Genomic DNA, 24,238 nt, shown 5'->3' with positions numbered 1-24,238 from the left:
AGCGGGAGAGCGCTTCCCTGACACGGAAGAGGTCACTGGTTCAATCCCAGTATCGCGCACGCAGTGCACGCGGCCCCGGCCGTGATCCCGGACGATTAGCTCAGCGGGAGAGCGCTTCCCTGACACGGAAGAGGTCACTGGTTCAATCCCAGTATCGTCCACACACCCGAAGCCCCCGGTCATGTGACCGGGGGCTTCGTCGTGCCTCCAGAGGCTCGGCCCTGGGCTCAGGAGGAGAAGAGCATGTGGCCGAAGCTCTTGTGACGGCGGTGCCCGTAGTGACCGTGGCCTCCGTGGCCACCGTGCGGGGCGCCCCAGGCGGGTGCGGCCGGCGGGTACGCCTGCGGAGCGGCCGGGGGCGGCGGAGCCGGCTGCGACCACTGGGACTCGAGACGGGTCAGGGCCTCCAGCTCGCCGTAGTCCAGAAATATCCCGCGGCAACCGCTGCACTGCTCGATCTGGACGCCGTTGCGGTTGTAGGTGTGCATCGGTGCATGGCACTTCGGACAGTGCATGGTCTGCATGGTCGGCTCAACTCCTCGCCGGTCGGTACGGCTTCGCCGGAACACTGCCCGGCTTCGGTCGATCGCACCCTACTTGGCGTCGTCCGGCTTCAACTGGGGCGGTACGGCCGCCATTCGGTCGCAGGCGTCGACGACAGCCTGCTGCACCTCGTCGAGCGAGCGATCAGCGGTCACGGACTTGGCTATGGCGAGGGCCGCGGTCTGTACGGTCAGCGCGCGAGCCGGGACATCGAGCGCCGCCCAGGGGTCGCCGTCCGCGGGGACCGCGGGGCCGCCTGCCCGACGGTAGGCGGTCAGGAAGCGGGTCCACTCGTCCGGCGGGAGGAGGCCACAGGCGTACCAGGCGGCCGGGCGGGCGAGGTCCCAGGCGGGAACGCCCAGTCCCAGGTCATCGATGTCGATGAGCAGCCAGGGCCCTTCGGGGGCCGGGTGGCGTACGAGCTGGCCGAGATGCAGATCACCGTGGCACAGGGCCCCGGAGCCAGGCATCGGGGCCTCGGCGCGGGCCCAGGCGGGCAGCACGGACCAGGCGCGGAGCACCGGGTCGGCAGCGGGATGCGGCCCGGCGGCCCGAAGTCTCGCGACCGCGCGGGCCGCCTTGGCCGGGCCCCGCATCGGGGGGAGCCCGGCCGGGAGCATGGACGGCGGAGTCGAGTGGAGACGGGCCAGGAGCGCGGCGGCCGCTTCCCACGGGGCGTCTTCCGGGGCCTCGGGGTCCACCGGGGTGCCGTACGGCCAGCAGGTGACCAGGCGGCCGTGCAGGTCGACCGGCGTCGGGCCCGGGCTGAGCGGGGGCAGGAGGATGCCGCTCAGGTCCGGGTGCGCGGCCACTGCCAGGCGCCGGGAGAGCTCGACGGTGTCCGTACCCGGAGCGTGGGCCTTGGCCACGGTGGCGCCGTGGCGGACGACCGTGCCGTCGGGCCGGTCGGCCAGCACCGTGTCCCGGATTGTGCAGGTGCAGACGGCGCTCGGCGGGTGTGTCGCGGCTCGCGCCCTGACGGTCAGCGCGGGCAGTACGTCTGCGGGCAACGGGTCCCCTTGGTGTGACTGATCAGGGTGTGGGTTGATCAGATTGCTCTGCATGAGCGTACGCAGCCCCGCGCGCTGGACGAGCGGCAATCACGTGGCCCCGGACCACCGCAACCATCAATTGAGGAACCCCAGCGGCGAGCAACCAGGTCCGCGAGAGCGGCGCCGGTTTAGGCGCAAAAAAGAGTGCCCGCGCAGCTCCCCAGCTGCGCGGGCATCTGTGCCGTCCGCCGCACCCCCGTCCCCACGGGGTTTCATGGCCGGATGTCCCCGCCCGGACCGCTCTTCCGGGCCTGGGGCGCCTCTCAACGCCCCAGCATCACGCCCACGGACGACGCCTGTGTGACCACCGCCTCCCAGCCGCCGAAGACGACCACGAGGAGGGTCGCCAGCGGAAGGACCATGGCCGTCGCCACCAGCGGGTGGCGTCGGCCGGGCCGGCTGGCGCCGGACCCGGCGAGGTACGCCTTGAGCCCGTGCCTGCGGATCATGGTCCGCGGTGCCGTGTCCGCCATGGTCTCTCCCCTGACCTGATCTGTGTGAGCCGCTGTGTCACTGTCTTTCGAGCCTGGCAAGCGGCGGGTGCTTGACCTCGGGGGACGAGTGCTGCACCCGCCGCTTGACCTCAAATCTAGGCGCGCGGGCGATGCCGTGCGTCATGCCCTCGTACCGATTGGCGGGCCTCCCGCAGGATGAGCGGTACCCGGCCGCATACTCCCCTGGGTGGAGACGCGGCCCTAGGACTCCGGGTCTTCCCGGAGGGAACGCCCGGTCTGCTCCGAATTGTCCTCGCGCGGCACGGGCTGCTCGACCAGGGCGAGCACCCGGTTCGCCATGAATCGGGCCGTACGCACCACTGATCCATTTCGCGTGACCTCACTCACCTCGACCACGCCCCGGCGCACGGCCGTCTCCACGCGGCGGCCGGCACGGCTCGCCACCACCTCGTATGTACGCGTCGTGTCCCCTGCGTCCACGACTATCTCCACGCGATCACCCTTCACCGGTCCAATCCCCCTTCGACGACGGACGGTTGGGCACCCGGGCGCTGACGAGCGGCCCGGATCCCCCTTCCCCTGGCCACTCTTCAAGTCTCCCACCCGGCACTGACAATCGATCGGGCCGTGAAGGCGCGGCCTGTGCGCGCAGTCGGCCGCGGAAACGTAAGCTGTGGCTCGTCAGACGGACCGGGCAGCGGGGATGGACATGGCGATGATGCGCCTGAGGCGCGAGGACCCGCGTGTCGTCGGCTCGTTCAGGCTGCACAGGCGGCTCGGCGCCGGCGGGATGGGTGTGGTCTACCTCGGTTCCGACCGGCGCGGCCAGCGGGTCGCCCTGAAGGTGATCCGCCCTGATCTGGCCGAGGACCAGGAGTTCCGCTCACGGTTCGCACGCGAGGTGTCGGCCGCACGGCGCATCCGCGGCGGCTGCACCGCGCGGCTCGTCGCCGCCGACCTCGAAGCGGAGAGGCCGTGGTTCGCCACGCAGTACGTTCCGGGGCCCTCGCTGCACGACAAGGTCGCCGAGGAGGGTCCGCTGACGGCCGCCGAGGTCGCCGCCATCGGCGCCGCCCTCTCGGAGGGGCTCGTCGCCGTGCACGAAGCGGGTGTCGTCCACCGCGACCTCAAGCCCTCCAACATCCTGCTGTCCCCCAAGGGGCCGCGGATCATCGACTTCGGCATCGCCTGGGCGACGGGCGCGAGCACGCTCACCCACGTCGGTACGGCGGTGGGGTCGCCCGGCTTCCTCGCGCCCGAGCAGGTGCGGGGTGCGGCCGTCACGCCCGCCACGGACGTCTTCGCGCTGGGTGCGACCCTCGCGTATGCGGCTATGGCCGACTCGCCCTTCGGGCACGGCAGTTCCGAGGTCATGCTGTACCGGGTGGTGCACGAGGAGCCGCAGCTGGACGGCGTGCACGATGCGCTGGCCCCGCTGGTCCGGGCGTGCCTCGCGAAGGACCCGGAGGAGCGCCCCAGCACGCTGCAGCTGTCGCTGAGACTCAAGGAGATCTCGGCCAGGGAGGCCCAGAGCCTTACGGACACCCGGCCGCCGGCGCCGCGCGGTGCGAGCGACCGGCCGACGGACCGGCTCACCGAGCCCTACACGGAGCAGCGCACCGAGCGGGGTGTCCAGGGTGCTCCGCCGCGGGGCTCCAACGGCGGCCCGCGCTCCGGGGGGCGCCCCGCCTCGACGCGGAACACTCCTTCGCCCCGGAACACTCCTTCGCCTCGCAACACTCCGGCATCCCGGAGTACGCCGTCCCGCAGCACTCCTGCTCGCAACACCCCGCCGAGGCCCATGCCGTCCCGCAACGCCGCGCGCCCGGGAAGTCGACCGGGGCCGCGCAGTGGTTCTGGGCGGCCGGCACCCCGGACGACCGGGACCGGCCGTCGGCCGGCCAATCCGCGGCTGCTCCGGCAGCGGCTTTTCGTGTTCGTGGTCGTGACGCTGCTGGTGGCACTGGGTATCGCCGCGGCGCAGGGCTGCCAGGGGCCTGCGCGCGGCCTTGGGGCCGCGGGCGAGTTCTTCCCGCAGGGCGCCTCGCAGCTCTTGCATGCCGGAGGCAGCAGCGTCCGGGGCTGATGGGGTGCCTGGGGTCGTGATGACGTCGGCCTCCACCCTGCTCCCGGTGAACCCGACCCTGGCCATCGCGCTCGCGGTGCTGCTCGTCGCAGGAGCCGCGGTGACAGCGCTGGCCAGCCTCGGGCACAGCCGCGCGATCGTCACCGCCGGGCTTCGGGCGACCGTGCAGCTGGCCGCGGTCGCGGCTGTCGTCCGGTGGGCGCTCGGCTCGCGCCCGCTGCTCTTCGGCTTCCTCGCCGTGATGTTCGCGGTGGCGACGTGGACGGCCGGCCGCCGCATCACCAGCAACCACACCTGGTGGTGGGCCGCCGTACCCATCGGCTCAGCCGTGTTCCCGGTCGTCCTGCTGCTCGTGGCCATCGGGCTGCTCCCCGTCAAGGGCATTGCTCTGATCCCCGTCACCGGCATCCTCATCGGGGGCGCGCTGACCGCGACGGTGCTCGCCGGGCGGCGCGCGCTGGAGGAACTGGAGACGCGCCGCGGAGAGGTCGAGGCCGCCTTGTCCATCGGGCTCCTGGACCGGGAAGCCCGGCTGGAGATCGCCCGGCCGTCTGCCGCCGGGGCACTGATCCCGGCACTCGACCAGACGAGAACGGTCGGGCTGGTCACTCTGCCCGGCGCGTTCATCGGCATGCTCCTCGGCGGCGCTTCACCCCTGCTGGCCGGAGCGGTCCAGCTGTTCGTCCTGGTCGCCCTGCTGGCGGTGGAGGCCGTCGCGGTCGCGGTCGTACTGGAGCTAGTGGCCCGCGACAAGATCCGCAGGCCGCCGCGCGGCACCTGACCCGAGGCCGCTCGTGGGCTGTGCCCACCCCTCCCCCATTGCCTTAAGGGCATGGGCGGTGCCCCCACCGCCCTGCGGAACGACTACCTACAGCCCGCAGGTCACCGGGCCACGGCCAGGCGGTAGTCCTCGTCGGTGACGAGGAGGTTGCGGTGTGTGCCCTCGGCGGTGATGACACCGTCGTCCAGGACGAGGACGCGGTCGGCGGCGTCCAGGAGGGCCGGGCTGCTGGTGATCACGAGGGTGGTCCGGCCCCGGCGCAGCTTCGCGATGCCCCGCGCGATGAGCTGTTCGGTGACCGCGTCGACGGCTGTCGTCGGGTCGTGCAGGACGAGGATGTCGGTGTCGGCGGCGAGGGCGCGGGCCAGAGACAGCCGTTGGCGCTGCCCACCGGATAGGTTGGCGCCGCGGTCGCGGACGCCGTAGTCGAGCCCTTCGCGGTGGAGAGCAACGAAGTCGGTCAGCATGGACGCCTCGACGGCCTCGGGGACCATCCGGCTGGTGCCCGACGGGTCGATGTTCGTGCGGAGGGTGCCCGCGAAGATCTCCCCGTCGTACGGGTTCACGAGCATGTGCTCGCGGACCGCCTCGATCGACAGGTCCGCGAGCTCCTGCCCACTGACCCGCACCACTCCCTCGTACGCGTCGGGTGGGACGTTCACGGCCAGGATCGTCGCGAGGTCGGCCGCCGCGCGCGGCTGGTAGGCGGCGATCGCCACGAACTCGCCGGCGGGCACCTGGAACTTGAGCTTGCGCAGGGACCCGTACCGGACGCAGTCGATCTCGAGGTCTCCGCCCGCGGCCGGGCGCTCCACCCCCGGGGTCGTCACCGGCGGCGCGGCCAGCACCAGCGCCATCCGCTCGGCCGACGCGCGCGCGATCATCACGTACTTCGGCATCTCCGAGAACAGCTTGAGCGGTTCGATGATGAACTGCGCCAGTCCCACGGCCATGACGAGCTGCCCGATGGTGATCCGGCCGTCGAACGCCAGCCAGCCCGCCGTCAGGGTCACGGCGGCGGCAAGGATCGCGTTGAGGGCCAGCGCGGTGCCCGCGTACGCGCCGTTCACCCTGGCAACGGTGATCGCCTGGTGCTTCGCCTCCGTGCTGACCTTCCGATAGGACAGGAACGCCGCGTGGTTGCCGCCGAAGCCGTGCAGCGGGCGCAGGCCGGTGATCAGGTCGGCGACCTTCGCGCCCGCCCGCGCCACCCGGGCCTGCTGTTCGCGGGTACTGGCGCCGATCCGCTTGGACATCACGCTCAGGATCGACAGGATCGCGACGGTTCCGACGATGACCAGCAGGCCGAGCCGGACGTCGGCCAGGCCCAGCGCGACCGCCGCGACCAGCACCGCGACCAGCGAGCTGATCAGCAGCGGCACCACCTCGATGATGTCGGCGGTCTGGTCGGCGTCCTCGGTGGCGATGGTCAGCACCTCGCCGGACTTGAGGTCGACGTCCCTGGCCACCGGCTGAAGTCCGCAGGCCGCTACGCGCACCCGCCAGCGGTGCGCCTCGGTCGTGTTGGCCTTCTGCAGGATGCGCATCCCGAACCGCCACGACAGCGACACGGTCGTGATGATCACGGCCAAGGCGGCGATCGACAGGGCGAGGGAGCCGAGGCTTCGGTCCCGCATCGTGTGTTCGACGATCAGGCCGAGCGCGATGGGAAAGGCGGTCTCACCCGCCTGGTACAGGCCCATGAGGAGGGTGCCCCAGGCCATGGCGCCGATGTTGCGGCGCAGTGCGGTCCGGAGGATGTCGGACCCCGGACGGGACCGCCGCGTGTCAGCAGTTGTCATGGCTCGGTTTCGTCATCGGCGACTCAGCGTCCCTTTCCATCGCATGAGGGCTGGCCCCACATCTGAATCAGAGTCACCTAACTGCCTTCTTTCCAGGCCCGCCACAGTCGCGCATACCGGCCGCCCAGAGACACCAACTCCTCGTGGGTTCCCTGCTCCACAACGCGTCCCGCGTCCAGCACGGCGATCCGGTCCGCCGCCATCGCCTGGGTCAGCCGGTGCGCCACGAACAAGGTGGTCCGGCCCGAGCACGCGGCCAGCACGGCTCGCTCCAGCTCGGCGGCGCCCTCGCTGCCCGCCTCCGCGGTCGACTCGTCCAGCACCACCACCGGCGACCGGGCCAGCACCAGCCGGGCCAGGGCGATCTGGGCGACCTTGGTGACGTCCAGGCGCTCGCCGCCCTCGCCGACCAGGGTGTTCAGCCCATTGGGCAGCGCGTCGACCCAGCCGTCGGCGCCGACCGTGCGCAACGCGTCCATCAGCTCGGCGTCGGTCGCCTCCGGTGCCGCCAGCCGCAGGTCGTCGGCGAGCGGACCGGAGAACATGTGCGTCTCCTGCGTCAGGATGCTGACCAAGGCCCGCGCCCCGGCCTCGTCCAGACCGGCGAGGTCGGTCGACCCGACGCGCACCGATCCGGCCTGCGGGGTCCCGATGCCCGCGATCAGCGCGGCCAGGGTCGTCTTGCCCGCGCCCGTCGCGCCCACCAGCGCGAGCGAACCGCCGGCCGGGATCGTCAGGTCGACATCCTTCAGGACCGGCTCCTCCGTGGCGGGATAACGGAACGTCAGACCCTCCACCGTCACCGGCAACGGCGCGGCGGACGCCGGCGCGACGGACGCGTCGCCCACCAGCCGGTCCTCCGCGGCCTCCCCCAGCACCCCGACCAGCCGGGTCAGGCTCGCGCCCGACTTCTGCGCCTCGTCGAAGGTGAACATGATGGCGCCCAGCGGGGTGAACAGCCGGTGGAACAGCAGCGGGGCCGCCGACACCTCGCCCAGGCTGGCGGCATCGGCCTCCAACAGGGCGTATCCCACCACGATGATCAGGACCAGCCCGATGAACTCGGCGCGGTTCTCCCTGCCGACGAACCGGCCGAAGAACCGGAACACCTCGATGCCGAGATCGCGCACCCGCCACGACTCGCTGGTGACCTTCTCGCGGAAGGCGTCCTCCAGGCGGTACGCCCGGACCGTGTCGATCCCGTTCAGACCGCTGATCAACGCCTGTGCACGGTCGGCCTGGGCCGCCCGCTGCTTCCGGTAGAGCGGGGCGGACCGGGGGAGATACCAGCGCAGGGCCAGCGCGTATGCGGGCAGGGCGCCGGCGCCCGCCAGGCCGAGCCGCCAGTCCAGTCCGAACATGCCGAACGTGGCGATGACGACCAGCACTCCTGCCGAGAACACCGTGGGGATGGCCGTTCGTATGCCCTTGGAGATGACGGCCACGTCGTCACCGACCCGGGACAGCACGTCGCCCCGGCCGACCTGCTCGATCCGTGCGCTCGGCATCCCCAGCACCGCCCGTACGGCGCCTTCCCGCAGCCGCGCGAGCAGATCCGCGCCCAGCCGCCCTATCAGGTAGGTCGACACCGCGGTGGCCGCCGCGCCGAGCAGCGCGGCGGCCCCCATCAACACCCCGATGGTGACGAGGATCGAGCGCGATGCGCCCTCGACGACCCCGTCGACCACCCAGCCGAGCAGCAGCACCGGGAGCACCTGGAGCGCCGCCCCGGCCACCGTGGTGAGCACGGTGGCGGCCGTCAGCCATGGCACGTCCCGGCAGTGTGCCGCGACCCATCGGGTGGCCTCGCGTCCGGTCGCCGTGCGCAGGGTTGCCGGGGCGACGCGCGTGTCGGTGGTGCTCACAACTCTCCGTCTGGTGACCTGCTCCGTCTGACGCGCCTCGCCCTTGATCCTTCGGTCGGGTGGGATGGCGACATCTGTACGATTCCAGAGTCGACACCTGCGGCCAAGGTCCCCGGAGCAGATGGTGTCTGCCCGCCTCGACGTCGCCCAGCCGCCGCCAAGTCGACTTCCTCTTCAGCTCCTTGAGCAGCAGGGCGGTGGAACCGCTGTCCACCATCGACCCGTCGCTGCACCGGGCAGCTAGCTCGATCCCGACCATTCCCGAAGTCTGGCGATATTTGGCCTTGCGTTCGATCCGACACCTTCCAGTCAACTGTAAGGTTAGGCTAACCTTCGCGGCGTGAATGTCGGTAAAGGGACCTCCGCGGCCAGGCGTCCCCGTGGCCATGAACTGTCGGCCACGGGTGTGACCGTGGCGTACGACGGCGTCGATGTCGTCCACGACGCGTCGTTGACGCTGCGGCCCGGCGAAGTGACCGTCCTGGTGGGTCCGAACGGCAGTGGGAAGTCGACGCTGCTGCGGACGATCGCGCGGCTGCAGCGGCCCCGGTCCGCCACGCTCGCGATCGACACCGACATCGACGGCCTTGCCCTGACCGCCCGTGAGTTCTCGCGCCATGTCGCCATGTTGACCCAGGGGCGTCCCACCCCCAGCGGGCTGACCGTACGGGACGTCGTCGAGTTCGGCCGCTACCCGTACCGGGGCCGCTGGGGCAAGGCGGATCCGGACGGCCGGGTGGCGGTGGACCGCGCGCTCGCCATGACGGGCGTCGCGGAACTCGCCGAGCGCGGCGTCGAGCACCTGTCCGGAGGACAACTCCAGCGCGTCTGGCTGGCCGGCTGCCTGGCGCAGGAGACCGGCGTGCTGCTCCTCGACGAGCCGACGACCTACCTCGATCTGCGGTACCAGATCGAACTCCTGGACCTCATCCGCGACCTGGCGGACGAACACGGCATCGCTGTCGGTGCCGTCCTGCACGACCTCGACCAGGCCGCGGCCGTCGCCGACCGGATCGTGCTGCTCCACACAGGACGGATCATCGCCGACGGCCTCCCCGAGGACGTGCTGACACCGCAACGGCTGACCGACACGTACGGCATCCGCGTCGAGGTCGACACAGACCCCGTCACGGGCCGGCTGCGCACCCGCGCGATCGGCCGACACCACACCCGAAGCGAAAGGCTCAGCATCACCTCATGAGACGCCTCCTTGCGACCGCGGCGGTCGCCACCGCCGCGGCCCTCACCCTGACCGCGTGCGGGACGACCGAGCCCGCCGCCGACGCCGACGCGAAGCAGAGCGCCGAGCCCATCACCCTCACCGACGCCTCCGGCACGAAGGTGGAACTCGACGGGCCGGCCAAGAAGGTCGTCGGAACCGAGTGGCACGAAGTCGAGCTCCTGATATCGCTGGGTGTCGACCCGGTCGGCGTCGCCGACGTCAAGGGCTACAAGACCTGGGACACCGTGGTCCCGCTGAAGAACGAGCCCAAGGACATCGGCACCCGCGGCGAGCCCAGCATGGACACCATCGCCGCCCTGTCGCCGGACCTCATCGTCGCCAGCACCGACCTGCCGCCGGCTGCCGTGAAGCAGTTGCGCGCGGTCGCCCCGGTCGTGGAGGTGCAGTCCGCCAACGCCTCTGACCCGATCGGGCAGATGACGAAGAACCTCGACCTCCTCGCCCAGGCCACCGGCACCACCGAGCAGGCCGAGAAGATCAAGAAGGACTTCGACGCGAAGGTCGCCGAGGGCAAGAAGGCCCTCGTGGACGCCGGTCTCGACGGCGCGGAACTCGCCTTCGCCGACGGCTACGACATCTCCAACCAGGTCTCGATCCGGCCCTTCACCAGCGGCTCGCTCATCGGCGCGGTCAATGAGCAGCTCGGCCTGAAGAACGCCTGGACGGTCAAGGGCGACAAGGACTACGGGCTCGGCACCACCGACGTCGAGGGGCTCACCAAGCTGGGCGACGACGTGCAGTTCGCCTACATCGCCAACGACGGCGACAAGAGCAGCACGCCGTTCACCGCCAACGGCGCCCTGGCCGATGACAAGGTGTGGACGTCGCTGCCGTTCGTGAAGAAGGGCAACGTCCACCGGCTGCCCGACGGCATCTGGATGTTCGGCGGCCCCGAGTCGATGGGGGCCTACATCGACGCCCTCGTCGGCGAGCTGACGAAGTAGCACCATGGCCGTCACCGCGACACCTGCCGCCACCCGTCCGTCGGCGGCCACGTCCCGGACGGGCGCGGCCGCGGTGACGGCCGCCCTGGCCCTGCTGGTCGCGGCCCTCGCGGTCGTGGACATCACGCAGGGCACGGCCGCCGTCGGCGCCGGGGAGGTCTGGAAGGCGCTCACCGGCCAGGCCGACCCCGCCGACGCGTCCGTCGTCATCGCCTCCCGCCTGCCGAGGGCGACCGCGGGGCTGCTCGTCGGGGCCGTACTCGGCATGGCGGGCGCCGCCCTGCAGGCCGTCAGCCGCAACGTACTCGCCTCGCCCGACACCCTCGCGGTGAACGCCGGCTCCTACCTGGCCCTCGGGCTGGCCACGGTCACCGGTGTCTCGCTCCCGCTGTTCGCCTCCTCCGGCATCGCGTTCGCCGGCGGCCTCGCCGCGGCAGCCGTCGTACTCGGCCTGTCCGGCCTGGGCTCGGGCACCGTCCGGCTCGTCCTCGCCGGCAGTGCCCTCACCCTCGGCCTCACCGCCGTCACCGAGGGGCTGCTCCTGCTGTTCCCCCAGCAGACCGAGGGCCTCTACCAGTGGAACCAGGGCAGCATCTCCCAGAACGGATTCGACGGCGTGCTGCAGATGGCGCCGATCGGTGTCGCCGGTCTCGCCGGGCTGCTCCTCGTCGCCCGGCGGGTCGACGCCCTGGCCCTCGGCGACGACGCAGCCCGGGGCCTCGGCGTCCCGGTCCGTGCCACCCGGATCACGGGTGTCGTCCTCGCGGCGCTGCTGTCCGCGTCGGCCGTCACACTCGCCGGTCCGATCGGCTTCGTCGGACTGTGCGCCCCCGCCCTCGTGCGTCCCCTCGCCCGCAGAATCCGCCCCTTCACCCGGGCGCGTGCGGGCCTTCCGGTCGCGGGCCTGGCCGGTGCCGTGCTGGTTCTCGGCTCGGACGTGCTCCTGCGCGCGATCGTGCCGGCGGACCTAGCGGTCGCCGTACCGACGGGCGTTGCGACCAGCCTCGTCGGCGCGGTGTTCCTGATCGTGATGGCCACACGGGTCCGGGACAGCGCGGGAGCCGCCGCATCCGAACGGCTGCGCATCAGGAGCAGGGCCGTCTTCCTCACCACCACGACCGTCCTGGTGGCCGTACTCGTCGGCGTGGTGATCGCCGCCGTCCTGCTGGGCGACAGCAAGCTGCTGCTGGGCGACGTGGTGAACTGGGCCCAGGGCAGGGCAGGCCGCACCGTCGCCTTCGTCCTCGACACCAGGGTGCCCCGGGTCCTCGCCGCACTCCTCGCGGGCGCGGCCCTCGCCCTGGCCGGAACACTCGTCCAGGCCGTGACCCGCAACCCACTCGCGGAACCCGGTGTCCTGGGCGTCTCCGGCGGAGCCGCGCTCGGCGCCGTGCTGCTCGTCACGACGGCGCCCGTGGCCGGATCATGGAGCGTGGCCGGTGCCGCGTTCGCGGGCGCCGCGCTCAGTTCCGTCGTCGTCTTCGGGCTCGCCGCGCGAGGCGGGTTCCAGCAGAACCGGCTCGTCCTCGTCGGGTTCGGCGTCGCTACCGGGACCGCCGCACTGATCAGCCTCCTTATCGTCCTCACCGACCCGTTCAACGCGACGAAGGCCCTCACCTGGCTGTCGGGCTCCACTTACGGGCGAACCCTGCCGGACGTGGTACCGCTCGCGGCCGTGCTCACCGTGGGCGTGCTCATCGCGGTGCTGCGGCGCACCGAGCTCGACCTCGTGTCGCTCGACGAGGACACCCCGAGGCTCCTGGGCCTCGATCTGGCACGGGGGCGCCTCGGCTTCCTCGTACTGAGCGTCCTGCTGAGCGCCACCGCCGTGGCCGCCGCGGGCACGATCGGCTTCGTGGGACTCGTGGCACCGCACGCGGCCCGTGCCCTGGTGGGCCGCCAGCACGCCCGGGTGGTCCCGGTCTCGGTGCTCCTGGGCGCCGTGCTCGTCTGCACCGCGGACCTGATAGGCCGAACCGTGATCGCGCCGGCTCAGCTGGGCGCTGGACTGATGACCGCGGTGATCGGCACGCCGTACTTCCTCCATCTGCTCATGCGCGGCCGCCGGTAGGCGGGTTCAGGCGTGCCTCGGGCGGGTGGTGTAGAAAGCCACGGCCGAGGCGGCTGCCACGTTGAGGGAGTCGACGCCGGCGTCCATCGGGATGCGGACGTGTTCGTCGGCCGCGGCGAGGGCCTCGGGGGTGAGGCCGTCGCCTTCCGTGCCGAAGACCAGGGCCAGCTTCTCGTAGTCCCGCGCGGCCAGCTCGTCGAGGGTGATCGCCCGGTCACTCAGGCAGAGCGCGGCGACCGTGAAGCCCGCGGACCGCAGGAACTCGGCGTCCTTCGGCCAGGACTCCAGGCGCGTCCATGGCACCTGGAAGACGGCCCCCATCGAGACCTTCACGGACCTGCGGTAGAGGGGATCGGCACAGCGTGGGGTGAGGAGGACCGCGTCGATGCCGAGGGCTGCGGCGTTCCTGAAGGCAGCCCCCATGTTGGCGTGATCGACGATGTCTTCGAACACGGCGACGCGCCGAACCGTACGCTCTGTTTGAACCGCACGGTCTGACTGGCGACCCGAAGGCGCCATCGCGCCGATGTCGCTGTGGTCGTCGACCAAGTCCATGACGACGGCGCGGCGAGCCGTCTGCAGGAGCTCCCCGGCCGTCGGCAGCGGCTTGCGCTGCATCGAGGCGAGCGCGCCGCGGTGCACGTGGTAGCCGGTGACCTGCTCGGCGAGGTCCGGGCTGACCGCATAGACCGGCGCCGGTACCTCGTCGATGACGTCGCGCATGACGTCGACCCACTTCGAGGACAGCAGCATCGAGCGCATCTCGTACCCCGCGTGCCTGGCGCGCCGGATGACCTTCTCGCCCTCGGCGATGAACAGGCCCTCGGCGGGCTCGCGCTTACGGCGCAGCTCGACGTCGGTCAGGCCCGTGTAGTCGCGCAGGCGCGGATCGGCGGGGTCCTCAACGGTGATGAGATCGGCCACAGGGGTGATACTGCCTTGTCCTGGGTGTGGTGCCAACGGCTCGGAACGACTCGGGTTACCCGGGGTTACTCGGCTCCGCCGGGTGCGCTGCCGTCCGAGACCTTCACAACCTCGCCGATGACGATGACGGCCGGGGGCTTCACCTCGTGCGTACGCACGGTCTCGGCGACCGTGGCGAGCGTGGCGTCGACGCGGCGCTGGGCGGCCGTCGTGCCCTCCTGGACCAGGGCGACGGGTGTGTCCGCCGGCTTGCCGTGGGCCACCAGCGTGTCGGCGATCTTGCCGATCTTGTCGACGCCCATGAGGACGACGAGGGTGCCGCGCAGCTTGGCGAGCGCCGCCCAGTCGACCAGCGACCGCTCGTCGTCCGGCGCGACATGGCCGCTGACGACGGTGAACTCGTGAGCGACTCCGCGGTGCGTGACCGGGATGCCCGCGGCACCGGGCACGGAGATCGAGCTGGAGATGCCGGGGACCACGGTGTACGGGATGCCCGCCTCGACGAGCGCCTGCGCCTCCTCCATGCCGCGTCCGAAGACGAACGGGTCGCCGCCCTTCAGCCGTACGACCGACTTGCCGGCCTTGGCGTGCTCGATGAGCGCGTGGTTGATGGCCTCCTGGGCCATGTAGCGGCCGTACGGGATCTTGGCCGCGTCGATGACCTCGACGTGCGGCGGGAGTTCGGCGAGCAGGTCGCGCGGGCCGAGGCGGTCGGCGATCACGACGTCGGCCTCGGCGAGCAGCCGGCGGCCGCGCACCGTGATCAGATCCGGGTCGCCCGGGCCGCCGCCGACGAGGGCCACGCCCGGGGTGCGCTTGCGGTGGTGCGGTGCGACCAGGCTGCCGTCGCGCAGGCCCTCGACGACGGCGTCGCGGATGGCGGCCGTGTGGCGCGGGTCGCGGCCCTGGGCGTCGGTGGTCAGCACGGCGACGGTGACGCCTTCGCTGCGGCCCGTCGCGGGGGTCCAGGCGGTGGCGGCGTCGGCGTTGTCGGAGCGGACGCACCAGACGCGGTGGCGCTCGGCCTCAGCCGATGCGGCGGTGTTCGCCTCGGTGTCGCTGGTGGCGATCAGCGCGTACCAGGCCTCGGCGAGGTCTCCGTCCTCGTACCGGCGGCGGTGCCAGGTGATCTCGCCCGCGTCCGCCATCGCCTCCACGGAGGGCGTCGCCTCCGGCGATACGAGGTGGATGTCGGCGCCCGCCGCGATCAGTGCCGGGAGGCGGCGCTGGGCCACCTGGCCGCCTCCCACGACGACGACTCGGCGGCCGGTGAGGCGGAGGCCTACGGGGTAGGCGGGGTTTTCGGCCATGGGAGGTGCGGCTCCTCTTGCAGGGCGAGGTGGGGCTGGGTGGGGCGCTGCGGCGTTGGAGCGGCCCTTGACGTGCGGATTTTAAGGTGCGGGTCCACGATACGGCGGGGGTGGGGCGGGTTTCTTTCCCCAAGCCCGCCCCTTCCCGAAACCGCGGGGCTCCGCCCCGGGCCCCTTCCGGGGTGCGGGTGCGTCCCGGCGTTGTGCCCACCCGTTCCGCCCTGGGGGTACCGCCCAGGCCCTTAAGGCACTGGGGGAGGAACGCCTGCCCACAACACCGGGACGCCGGGGCCACAACCACGCACGGACGGTTACTTTTCGGTGACCCCGGCCGAGTCGAACGTTGCTACCTCGTGCATTGCCCTTGCTGCGCTCTGGACCAGGGGCAGGGCCAGGAGGGCGCCTGTGCCCTCTCCCAGGCGGAGGTCCAGGTCGACCAGGGGGCGCAGGCCCAGTTTGTTGAGGGCTGCCATGTGGCCGGGCTCGGCGCTGCGGTGGCCCGCGATGCAGGCGGCCAGCACCTCGGGGGCGATGGCCCGGGCCACGAGGGCGGCGGCGCCCGCGCTCACGCCGTCGAGGATGACGGGCGTACGCAGGGAAGCGCCGCCGAGCAACAGGCCCGCCATCGCGGCGTGTTCGAGTCCGCCGACCGCTGCGAGGGCGCCGATCGGGTCGTTCGGGTCGGGCTGGTGGAGCTCCAGGGCGCGACGGACGACCTCGGTCTTGCGAGCCAGCGTCTCGTCGTTGATGCCGGTGCCCCGGCCGGTCACCTCGGCGGGGTCGGCGCCGGTGAAGACGGAGATGAGCGCGGCGGACGCCGTCGTGTTGGCGATGCCCATCTCGCCGGTGAGCAGCGCCTTGTTGCCCGCGGCCACCAGGTCGCGGGCCGTCTCGATGCCCACCTCGATGGCCGCCTTGACCTCCTCGCGGGTCAGCGCGGGGCCCGTCGTCATGTCGGCGGTGCCGGCGCGCACCTTGCGGGGCAGCAGGCCGGGCGTCGAGGGCAGGTCGGAGGCGACGCCGACGTCGACGACGCAGACCTCGGCGCCCACCTGGTTGGCGAAGGCGTTGCAGACGGCTCCGCCGCCGAGGAAGTTGGCCACCATCTGGCCGGTGACCTCCTGCGGCCAGGGGGTGACGCCCTGGGCGTGCACACCGTGGTCGCCGGCGAAGATCGCGACGGCGGCGGGCTCCGGGATGGGCGGCGGGCACATCCGGGACAGGCCGCAGAGCTGGGCGGAGATGATCTCCAGCATGCCGAGCGCGCCTGCGGGCTTCGTCATGCGCTTCTGGCGCTCCCACGCCTCGCCGAGCGCCTTGGCGTCCAACGGACGGATGCCCGCGACGGTCTCCGCGAGCAGGTCGTGCGGCGCCTCACCGGGCAGGGCGCGACGGCCGTACGTCTCCTCGTGGACGACCCACGACAGCGGGCGGCGCTTGGACCAGCCGGCCTGCATCAACTCCGGCTCCTCCGGGAACTCCTCGACGTATCCGACACAGAGGTACGCGACGACCTCCAGGTGTTCGGGCAGGCCGAGCGTACGTACCATCTCTCGCTCGTCGAAGAAGCTGACCCAGCCGACGCCGAGGCCCTCGGCCCGCGCGGCCAGCCACAGGTTCTCGACGGCGAGTGCCGAGGAGTACGGGGCCATCTGCGGCTGCGTGTGGCGGCCGAGGGTGTGGCGGCCGCCGCGGGTGGGGTCGGCGGTGACGACGATGTTCACCGGGGTCTCGAGGATGGCCTCGATCTTCAGTTCCTTGAACTGTTTGGCGCGGCCCTTGGGCAGCGACTTCGCGTACGCCTCGCGCTGGCGCACGGCCAGTTCGTGCATCGCCTGCCGGGTCTCGGCGGAGCGGATGACGACGAAGTCCCAGGGCTGGGAGTGGCCGACGGACGGCGCGGTGTGCGCCGCCTCCAGGACGCGGAGCAGGACCTCGTGCGGGATGGGGTCGCTGCGGAAGCCGTTGCGGATGTCGCGGCGCTCGCGCATGACGCGCAGGACGGCCTCGCGCTCGGCGTCGTCGTATCCGGGGGCCGGGGGGCCGGCCTGCTGCACGGGGATCCCCGCGGGGGCGGAGGCCTCTGCCCCGGCCTCAGCCGTGGCCTCGGGGGCCTCCTGCGTGTCGAGGCTGTCCGCGTTCTGCGCGACGAGCGGCTCGGGGTCCTGGACGTCCCTGTCCGGCACGGGTGCTGCCTCCGCGGTGGGAACGGGTGTGGGCTGTTCGCCGTCGCGCGGCGCGGGCACGGTGCCGACGGGCTCCTGCTCCGGTACGACCGGGGCGTCGCCCGGGGCGGTGCCCTGCTCGGGCACCGGTACGACGGTGGGGGCGGGCTCGGACTCGGCCTCGGCCTCGGGCGCCGACGGGTGGGCTTCCTCGGCGACCTCGGTGGCCTCGCCTGCGGGCCCTGCGGCCTCGGTGGCCTCGCCTGCGGGCGCGGCGGGCGCGGGCGCGGCGTCGTCACCCGGTGCGAGAGGAGTCTCCGCCGGTGCGACGGAGGACTCCGCCGGGGCGGCGGTCGTCTCGCCGATCTGCGCGACCGGCATCTCGCCGGCCTGTGCGACCTGCGCGTCCCCGGCCTGTGCGACCGGCATGTCCTCGGCCGGAGCGACCTGCGTGTTCCCCTCCGGTGCGACGGAGGTCTCCTCGGCCGGTCCAGCGGGGATCTGCTCGGCTGAGGCGAGGGGGATGTGCTCGGCCTCGGCCGGTGCGGCGCCGGTGCCGTCCGCTCCCTGCACGGTGGACGGCGCCTCTGCCGGTACGACGGCAGACTCGTCCACCGATCCGGCGAGGGGGGCACCGTCCTCGGTGCCTGCCGGTGCCGCGGCGGGCTCAACAACGGACTCGACCGTTTCGGCGACCGGCTGCGGTGCCTCCTCGGCGAGCTCCGCGGCCTCGGCGTTCGCGACAGCGGCGGCCTCGGCGTTCGCGACAGCGGCGGTTTCGGCCTGCTCGTCGAGCAGCGGCACCGACGGTACGTTCAGGGCGTGCGGGGGCGTGGGCGCCAGGTGCGGCGTGGTCGGCACCGACCCCTCGACGGGCACGAACTGGCCGATCGGCTGGGCGCCCTGGTCCTCAAGGGCCGAGGCGACCGACACCTCGCCGGACCCGTCAGGCACTACGTCGGATCCGCCGGGCAGGGCAGCGCCGGTCCCGTCGGGCAGCGCGACGGCGGTCCCGTCGGGCAGCGCGCCGGACGCCTCCAGCTGCGTGCTGGCGCCCTCGGCGTGCGGGGCGACACCGGTCGGCGCGGCAGGGGTTTCGGCGGCTGCCTGCACGGCGTCGGCCACGGGGACGGGAACCGCCTGGCCCGATTCGTCCGCGGCCGGAACCTGCTGAGCCTGCTGAGCCTGCTCGGCGTGGCCCCGAGGATCGCCGTCGGCCACCAGCACCGCCTCGTTCTCCGGCGCTCCCTGATAAGGCTGCTCTTGTGAGGCGTGCGCGGCGTCGACGAACCCAGCGTGCTGTTCCGCCTCCGCCGCGTCCGAGGCGAACCCGGTGGCGGGCGCTTGCGCCTCGTGCGGAACATGCAGCGGCTCCGCGTCCCGCGTCAGGTCGAGGGAGAACTGCTCACCGACGGACGGCGGGCCCGCAGGGGCGGACTCGTCCGCGTACACGAACTGCCCGGATTCGGCGGTCGGTACGGGAGCCGCCGACGAGGCAGGGGCAGCGGCGGGGAACCCGTGCCCCCCGGCATCCGGAGCAGGCGCCTGGCCCGGCTGGTAGGCGTCGGCGGAGTGCGCGAACCGGGCGGGGTCCGCGGCGTCCACGGCCTGCTGAGGGACATACCCCTCGTGTGCTGCCACGCCCGCGTACTGCGCCTGCACGGCCTCTCCGCCGTGCTGCGCGTGCGCGAATTCTGCGGCACCCGGCTGCACGTGTGCGGCATCGCCGCCCTGCAGCGGCTGCACCGCTTCTCCACCCTGCTGGAACTGCCCCGCACCGTGCTGCATCTGCCCGGCACCATGCTCGACCTGCCCCGCACCGTGCTCGATCCGCCCCGCACCATGCTGCATCTGCCCAGCCTCGGCGCCCGCCGCGAGCGGCCCGGCGTCCACAGCCTGCGCCTGCTGCCCGGCGTCCGCCGCGGACGAAGCGGCAGCCGCGGATGAAGCGGCGGCCACGTCCGCGAAATCCGGCGCAGGCTGCGCGACCGCGTCAGGACCGGCGTCAGGACCGACCGTTTCTGCGGAGGTCCCCTGGGTGGCCCCAAGTGCCTCCGGATGCGGCTGAGGTGCCCACGCGGTGGCGCCACCCGGCCCGGGCTCGCCGGTTCCCGGCGCCACGGAGGCGTCGGCGTCGCCGCGCGGAATGTCGAGGTACTCGGGTCCGCTGGTCGGCGGACCCGCGTGGCGCCCGGGCACCGGGTTCGGCGGCGTGGTGGCCGGGCCCCGGTCGGCGAGCGAACGCACAGGGCTCGCGCTGCTGTCCGGCACGGGCGGGCCGAGATGCAGCGGGCGGCGCACCGGCGCGGGCGAGGGCGCCGGGGCGGGAACGCGGACACCGCTCAGGTCGATGGAGCCGCTGTCCCTGCCCGCCATCTCGTGCGGCCCGGGCTCGTGGGCGACGGCGGCGGGCGCAGGCGTCTGCCCCTCGCTCCATGCGCCCTGGGCACCCGGCATCAACAGCAGGTCGTCGTCATCGGCGGGGCTCTCGGAGGGGGCCAGGTAGGTGTACGCACCGGGCGCGGGGACGCCCGGCTGATCCACCATGCCTGCGCTCTCCGGCAGTCCCTCGCCCGGGCCCTGGCCGGTGTCGGTCATGCGTACCCCTCGCCCATCGGTTAGTGCTTCTTCCACCGCTCCCGGCCTTCGGCCGGGGCGGCCCCTGTGCCCGGAGCGGCGCACCGACCGCCCGTCATGAAGAACGAGCGTGCGCGCCACGCGGCACGAACGGACCGCCGACAATGCCGTCACCGGCATTGTTCCGGGCGAACCGCCACCGCGGCAGCTGGATGCGGCCACGGCCCGCTGTGGACTGCGCCACGTCGCGCGCCCTCCGGTCCTGCCGTACCACACACACGCCCAAAACGGGCGCGCTTTCCGGACATTGACCGACGAAACATCAGTCACCCGAGTGCAGTACAACGATCGGCCAGCCTACCGCGCACGGTCTGGCGGCAGGTTCACGGGGCGCCCGTTCGGCCCCATCCATCACAAGACCGACACTCTTCAGCGAGGCGGTTCGATCCGCCCTTCCCGGACTCCCGCGAGCAGGAAGGCAACCGTCCGTTTCTTCTCGGTCCACGCGCGCGTGTCGAGTTCGACGGACTGCAGGAGAGCGCACTCGACGGCGTATCCGTGCTCGGTCAGGTCCCGGCCGATGAGTTCGGCCTCGTCGCGGGTCGCGGCGTGCGTGACGATCCGTTCGGGGCGGCGGTCGGCGACGGCGGAGACCACCGCCACTCCCCCGCCTCCGACGCGTACGACGTCGGGTTCGGGGAGGTTCTCCAGGATGTGCGGGGCGGTGCCATGCACGATCTGCGGTTGCACGCCGAAGCGGCGGGCGGCGGCGAGAGTACGGGCGCACGCGTCGCTGTCACGGTCGACGGCGATGACGGCTGCGCCGAAGCGCGCGGCCTCGGTGGCGAAGGCGCCGCTGCCGGAGCCGATGTCCCAGACGAGGTCGCCCACGCGCGGGCCGAGCCGGGCGAGTTGGGCGGCGCGCATGGGGTCCGTCTCGCCCTCGGCCGGCTCGCTGCCGTACTCCTCGGCGGGCAGCGCCCATCCGCGCGACGGAGGTCCGCTGGGGCTCTCGGCTGCGGGGGTGGCCGTGTGGTCGCGTCCGGCGATCCATCCGCCGTTCTCCGAGGCGGCGACGGGACCGCCGATGACGATGACGACGTTGGGGTCGCGCCAGGCGTGGTCGGCGGCCTTGTCGGAGGTGACGACGGTGACCTGTTCGCGAGCGGTGCCGAGCTCCTCGCAGATGACGAACGTGCGGTGGACACCTTCGAGGAGGAGGCCGAGTTCGGCGGGGCCCGCTCCGGGCGAGGTGAGGACGGCGACCTTGGTGTGGGCGCGGCACACGTTCACGGCGCGGCGCAGCGTGCGGGGGTGGGCGACCACGATCTGCGCGTCGTCCCACGGCATTCCGGCACGGGCGAACGCGGTGGCCACGGAGGAGACGGCGGGCACCACTTCCACCTCGAGGCCGAACTCGGGGGCCCGCAGGGTGCGTACGACGCCGAAGAAGCCCGGGTCGCCGTCGGCCAGGACGACGGCGGTGCCGCGGTGGGCGGCGATACGGCGGGCGGCGAGGGAGACGCTGCCGAGGCGGATGCGTTCGGCGGCCGCGGGCACTTCGGGGAGCGCCAGATGGTGTCCCGCGCCGGCCACGAGCGTGGCCGCTGCGAGCGCGGAGCGCGCCGCGTCGGTCAGCGGCGAACCGTCCCAGCCGATCACCGTGACCCGGTCGGCCATCGTCGTCAGTCTCCCGAGGGTTCTCGCAGGTCGTCAGGGGGCGCACGCGCCGCCCTAGTGCACCGTGAGCGTACCTGGTGGACGGAGCCGACGGCTCTCCGAGACGGTCGGGACCGGGAACCCCCGGTCACGATCAGTCGGAGACCCCGGTCAGGACCAGTCCGAGAACGCGGTGAAGCCGCCGGTCTCCGAGAGCTGGTCGATGACACCGTCGAGGTCCTCCGGGAGGAGGCTCCACACGATGAGGTCGGTACGGACGTCGGCCCAGCCGCTCTCGGTTCTGGTGCGCGCTATGAAGGCGCCCCTCAGCACGCCCTCGCTGATGCAGCCGATCTTCTGCGCGACCTGCTGCGACGCGGTGTTGTCGGCCGCCGTCCGCAGCTCCAGGCGCTCGAACTTCTGATCATGGAAGAGCCACTGGGCGGTGGCGAGGGCCGCCTCCGAGGCATAGCCCTCACCGCGGGCCCAGGGCGCGATGACGTAACTGATCTCGCTGGACCGCACCCGCCAGTCGGTGTGGTGCAGATGCACGATGCCGACGAGGCGCTGGGTGAGGAACTCGGTGACGGCGAACACGATGCCGCGCCCCTCCGTGCGCTCGGCGGGTGCCGTCACAGTGATCAGCCCCCGGGCGTCGGCCTCGGTGTAGGGCTGAGGAAAGGACGTCCAGGCGGTGACGAGCTCGTCGTTCATCATCTCGGCGAGGGCCGGGGCGTCCGCCTCCTCGAACGGGCGCAGCACCAACCGCTCCGTGCTGATGGAGATGTCGGGGAACCCCGAGAAGGCTGTCGTCATGCGCTGCTCCGTAACCGTCAGGAACCGTAGGCCCGGTAGACCATAAGCCCGGCAGGCCATAAGGCCGGTGGACCGCAAGCCCTGTTGACCGTAAGCCCTGGTTGAGTGCCCCAGCATGCAGCATCGCGGCGCATAACTGCACCATGGGGTCCGCTCCCGTGCAGGAGCGGACCACATGGTGGCCGAAAGGGTGTCAGCCGCCGGCGACCGGCAGCACCGATCCCTGGTACTTGTCCTCGATAAACTTCTTCACCTCGGAGGACTTGAGGAGCTTCACCAGCTTCTCGACCCGCGGGTCGTCCTCGTCGCCCTTCTTGACGGCGAGGATGTTGGCGTACGGGTTGTTCTCCGCGGACTCCAGGTGGATGGCGTCCTCGGTGGGGCTGAGGCCCGCGTCCTGGGCGAAGTTGTTGTTGATCACCGCGGCGCCGACGTCGTCGAGGGAGCGGGGCAGCTGGGCCGGCTCCAGCTCCTTGATGACGAGCTTCTTGGGGTTGGACACGATGTCCGCAGGGGATGCGTCCGTCGCCGCGTCCTTCTTGAGCTCGATGACGCCCTGGGCGGCGAGCAGCTTCAGCGCCCGCCCCTCGTTGGTGGTGTCGTTGGGTACGGTGACGGTGGCGCCGTCCGGGAGCTCGGCGACGTCCTCGACCTTCTTGGAGTACACGCCCATGGGGGGCAGGTACGCCTGCACGACGGGGACCAGGTCCGTGCCCTTGGACTTGTTGAAGTCGTCCAGGAACGGCTTGTTCTGGTACAGGTTGGCGTCGAGCGAGCCCTCGTTGAGCGCGGTGTTCGGCAGGACGTAGTCCGTGAACTCCTTGATCTCCAGGTCCAGGCCGGCCTTCTCGGCGAGGTTGTCCTTGACGTACGCGAGGACCTCGCCGGCCGGGACCGCGGTGGCGCCGACGACGAGCGTGCCGTCGTCGTCACCGCCCGCGGACGAGGAGCCCGAGCCGCAGGCCGTCAGGCCCAGGGCCAGGGCGATCCCGGCGGCCGCGGCGGATATGGCTGTCTTACGCATGGTGTGACTGCCTCTGTTTCTCGGGCCGGGTCAGAACGACGGGATGACGGAGCCGTCGTAGGTGTCCTCGATGAACTTCCGCACCTCGTCGGACGTGAGCAGCTTGGCGAGCTTCTTCACGCGCGGGTCGGACTCGTTGCCGTCCTTGACGGCGAGGAAGTTGCCGTAGGGGCTGTTCTCCGCGGACTCGAGGACCAGGGCGTCCTCGGCCGGCTTGAGGTCCGCCTCGATGGCGTAGTTGCCGTTGACGACCGCGGCGTCGACGTCGTCCAGGGAGCGCGGGGTCTGGGCCGCCTCGAGCTCCTTGAACTGCAGGTTCTTGGGGTTCTTGGCGATGTCCTTGGGGGTCGCTTCGCTGCCCACGCCGTCCTTGAGCGTGATGATCCCGTTGGCGTCCAGGAGCTTGAGGGCACGCGCCTCGTTGACCGTGTCGTTCGGGACGGCGATGGTGGCACCGCTCTTGAGGTCGTCGGCCGACTTGATCTTGTTCGAGTAGAGGCCGAGCGGCTCCAGGTGGACCGTCACGACGGGCACGATGTGGGTGCCGTTCTTCTTGTTGAAGTCGTCGAGGTACGGCTGGTTCTGGAAGTAGTTGGCGTCCACGGACCCGTCCTCGGTCGCCGTGTTCGGCGTGACGTAGTCGGTGAACTCCTTGACCTCGAGATCGAGGCCCGCGTCCTTCGCCAGGTTGTCCTTGACGTAGTTCAGGATCTCGGCGTGCGGGGTCGGGCTGGCGGCGACGACCAGGGGTTCCGAGGCGTCGGCCTTGGCGCCCGAGTCGGAGTCCGAACCGCAGGCGGTGAGCCCGAAGGTGAGGGCTCCGGCGGCGAGGACGGCGGTCGTGATCTTGGCGGTGTTACGCACGAAAAGTGCCTTTCTCCATGGGTGGTGCGACCCCGTCGTGGGTGGGCGGGGAGATCT

Annotated in this window: 18 protein-coding genes and 1 tRNA gene; 6 read left to right on the top strand and 13 right to left on the bottom strand. The window is 72.0% G+C overall.

Annotation, left to right across the window (positions count from 1 at the left end; genetic code table 11):
• Positions 1-89 precede the first annotated feature (89 nt).
• Positions 90-161: transfer RNA gene (locus tag STSP_RS23210), tRNA-Val, on the top strand.
• Positions 162-227: 66 nt separating this feature from the next.
• On the opposite strand, the gene STSP_RS23205 is transcribed toward STSP_RS23210, so the two are convergent.
• The 4 genes from STSP_RS23205 to STSP_RS23190 form a co-directional block, all read right to left on the bottom strand.
• Positions 228-515: a TFIIB-type zinc ribbon-containing protein gene (locus STSP_RS23205; RefSeq protein ID WP_078067427.1), complete on the bottom strand. Its 288-nt coding sequence runs from the start codon at positions 513-515 to the stop codon at positions 228-230.
• A gap of 78 nt (positions 516-593) precedes the next feature.
• Positions 594-1,607 carry a phosphotransferase gene (locus STSP_RS23200; protein ID WP_067281513.1) on the bottom strand — a complete coding sequence of 338 codons (1,014 nt, stop codon included), beginning with the start codon at positions 1,605-1,607 and terminating at the stop codon, positions 594-596.
• 251 nt (positions 1,608-1,858) lie between these two features.
• Positions 1,859-2,068, bottom strand: a complete 210-nt coding sequence (locus STSP_RS23195; RefSeq protein ID WP_067281456.1) for a hypothetical protein — start codon at positions 2,066-2,068, stop codon at positions 1,859-1,861.
• Between the two features lie 222 nt (positions 2,069-2,290).
• Entirely contained in the window at positions 2,291-2,557 is a 267-nt protein-coding gene (locus STSP_RS23190; protein WP_067281450.1) for a hypothetical protein, read from the bottom strand.
• A gap of 196 nt (positions 2,558-2,753) precedes the next feature.
• Here STSP_RS23190 and STSP_RS23185 point away from each other — a divergent pair, with 196 nt between their 5' ends.
• Both STSP_RS23185 and STSP_RS23180 read left to right on the top strand, forming a co-directional pair.
• Positions 2,754-4,136 (top strand): serine/threonine-protein kinase, encoded by a 1,383-nt coding sequence (locus tag STSP_RS23185; RefSeq protein WP_067281448.1) that lies wholly within the window; start codon positions 2,754-2,756, stop codon positions 4,134-4,136.
• A gap of 19 nt (positions 4,137-4,155) precedes the next feature.
• Positions 4,156-4,917 (top strand): ABC transporter permease, encoded by a 762-nt coding sequence (locus tag STSP_RS23180; protein WP_067281435.1) that lies wholly within the window; start codon positions 4,156-4,158, stop codon positions 4,915-4,917.
• 101 nt (positions 4,918-5,018) lie between these two features.
• Here the strand turns inward: STSP_RS23180 and STSP_RS23175 are convergent, their stop codons facing one another.
• Entirely contained in the window at positions 5,019-6,719 is a 1,701-nt protein-coding gene (locus STSP_RS23175) for an ABC transporter ATP-binding protein (RefSeq protein ID WP_067281424.1), read from the bottom strand.
• 77 nt (positions 6,720-6,796) lie between these two features.
• The gene (locus tag STSP_RS23170) at positions 6,797-8,584 is read right to left on the bottom strand and encodes an ABC transporter ATP-binding protein (protein WP_067281421.1); all 1,788 of its coding nucleotides are present in this window, start codon (positions 8,582-8,584) and stop codon (positions 6,797-6,799) included.
• A gap of 340 nt (positions 8,585-8,924) precedes the next feature.
• Between STSP_RS23170 and STSP_RS23165 the strand changes: the two genes are divergently transcribed.
• Genes STSP_RS23165 through STSP_RS23155 form a run of 3 tightly spaced genes read left to right on the top strand, consistent with a single transcriptional unit; the run spans position 8,925 to position 12,842 of the window.
• Positions 8,925-9,785: an ABC transporter ATP-binding protein gene (locus STSP_RS23165; RefSeq protein WP_067281411.1), complete on the top strand. Its 861-nt coding sequence runs from the start codon at positions 8,925-8,927 to the stop codon at positions 9,783-9,785.
• Positions 9,782-10,771, top strand: coding sequence for an iron-siderophore ABC transporter substrate-binding protein (locus STSP_RS23160; protein WP_067281403.1), 990 nt, complete (start codon positions 9,782-9,784; stop codon positions 10,769-10,771). The genes STSP_RS23165 and STSP_RS23160 overlap by 4 nt, the downstream gene beginning before the upstream one ends.
• Positions 10,772-10,775: 4 nt before the next feature.
• Positions 10,776-12,842: an iron ABC transporter permease gene (locus tag STSP_RS23155; protein ID WP_067281396.1), complete on the top strand. Its 2,067-nt coding sequence runs from the start codon at positions 10,776-10,778 to the stop codon at positions 12,840-12,842.
• A 6-nt stretch (positions 12,843-12,848) separates the two neighbouring features.
• Here STSP_RS23155 and STSP_RS23150 read toward each other — a convergent pair whose 3' ends face one another.
• The 7 genes from STSP_RS23150 to STSP_RS23120 all read right to left on the bottom strand — a co-directional run bounded on the left by STSP_RS23150 (position 12,849) and on the right by STSP_RS23120 (position 24,181).
• Complete coding sequence (locus tag STSP_RS23150; RefSeq protein ID WP_067281393.1) at positions 12,849-13,766, bottom strand: TrmH family RNA methyltransferase; 918 nt, start codon at positions 13,764-13,766, stop codon at positions 12,849-12,851.
• Between the two features lie 65 nt (positions 13,767-13,831).
• On the bottom strand, positions 13,832-15,076 hold the full coding sequence (gene cobA, locus STSP_RS23145) for a uroporphyrinogen-III C-methyltransferase (RefSeq protein WP_067281392.1): 1,245 nt from the start codon (positions 15,074-15,076) through the stop codon (positions 13,832-13,834).
• A 311-nt stretch (positions 15,077-15,387) separates the two neighbouring features.
• On the bottom strand, positions 15,388-19,839 hold the full coding sequence (gene cobT / locus STSP_RS23140; RefSeq protein WP_067281391.1) for a nicotinate-nucleotide--dimethylbenzimidazole phosphoribosyltransferase: 4,452 nt from the start codon (positions 19,837-19,839) through the stop codon (positions 15,388-15,390).
• A gap of 408 nt (positions 19,840-20,247) precedes the next feature.
• Positions 20,248-21,498 carry a precorrin-6y C5,15-methyltransferase (decarboxylating) subunit CbiE gene (cbiE, locus tag STSP_RS23135; protein WP_067281384.1) on the bottom strand — a complete coding sequence of 417 codons (1,251 nt, stop codon included), beginning with the start codon at positions 21,496-21,498 and terminating at the stop codon, positions 20,248-20,250.
• Between the two features lie 150 nt (positions 21,499-21,648).
• Positions 21,649-22,293: a GNAT family N-acetyltransferase gene (locus STSP_RS23130; RefSeq protein WP_067281382.1), complete on the bottom strand. Its 645-nt coding sequence runs from the start codon at positions 22,291-22,293 to the stop codon at positions 21,649-21,651.
• 193 nt (positions 22,294-22,486) lie between these two features.
• Entirely contained in the window at positions 22,487-23,317 is an 831-nt protein-coding gene (locus STSP_RS23125) for a MetQ/NlpA family ABC transporter substrate-binding protein (RefSeq protein ID WP_067281381.1), read from the bottom strand.
• Between the two features lie 30 nt (positions 23,318-23,347).
• Complete coding sequence (locus STSP_RS23120; protein WP_067281380.1) at positions 23,348-24,181, bottom strand: MetQ/NlpA family ABC transporter substrate-binding protein; 834 nt, start codon at positions 24,179-24,181, stop codon at positions 23,348-23,350.
• Positions 24,182-24,238: the final 57 nt, after the last annotated feature.

The organism is Streptomyces jeddahensis (assembly GCF_001642995.1).
GTDB lineage: Bacteria > Actinomycetota > Actinomycetes > Streptomycetales > Streptomycetaceae > Streptomyces > Streptomyces jeddahensis.
The sequence above is the reverse complement of the archived record's forward strand: the minus strand, read 5'-3'. Positions and strand labels throughout refer to the sequence as shown.

Bases quoted from the DNA above. Each gene is read 5' to 3' on its own strand.
- cobA (WP_067281392.1), bottom strand. From the start codon at position 15,076: ATGGCCGAAAACCCCGCCTACCCCGTAGGCCTCCGCCTCACCGGCCGC.
- STSP_RS23175 (WP_067281424.1), bottom strand. From the start codon at position 6,719: ATGACAACTGCTGACACGCGGCGGTCCCGTCCGGGGTCCGACATCCTC.
- STSP_RS23205 (WP_078067427.1), bottom strand. From the start codon at position 515: ATGCACTGTCCGAAGTGCCATGCACCGATGCACACCTACAACCGCAAC.
- STSP_RS23155 (WP_067281396.1), top strand. From the start codon at position 10,776: ATGGCCGTCACCGCGACACCTGCCGCCACCCGTCCGTCGGCGGCCACG.
- cbiE (WP_067281384.1), bottom strand. From the start codon at position 21,498: ATGGCCGACCGGGTCACGGTGATCGGCTGGGACGGTTCGCCGCTGACC.
- cobT (WP_067281391.1), bottom strand. From the start codon at position 19,839: ATGACCGACACCGGCCAGGGCCCGGGCGAGGGACTGCCGGAGAGCGCA.
- STSP_RS23185 (WP_067281448.1), top strand. From the start codon at position 2,754: ATGGACATGGCGATGATGCGCCTGAGGCGCGAGGACCCGCGTGTCGTC.
- STSP_RS23200 (WP_067281513.1), bottom strand. From the start codon at position 1,607: ATGCAGAGCAATCTGATCAACCCACACCCTGATCAGTCACACCAAGGG.
- STSP_RS23180 (WP_067281435.1), top strand. From the start codon at position 4,156: ATGACGTCGGCCTCCACCCTGCTCCCGGTGAACCCGACCCTGGCCATC.
- STSP_RS23195 (WP_067281456.1), bottom strand. From the start codon at position 2,068: ATGGCGGACACGGCACCGCGGACCATGATCCGCAGGCACGGGCTCAAG.
- STSP_RS23160 (WP_067281403.1), top strand. From the start codon at position 9,782: ATGAGACGCCTCCTTGCGACCGCGGCGGTCGCCACCGCCGCGGCCCTC.
- STSP_RS23125 (WP_067281381.1), bottom strand. From the start codon at position 23,317: ATGCGTAAGACAGCCATATCCGCCGCGGCCGCCGGGATCGCCCTGGCC.
- STSP_RS23130 (WP_067281382.1), bottom strand. From the start codon at position 22,293: ATGACGACAGCCTTCTCGGGGTTCCCCGACATCTCCATCAGCACGGAG.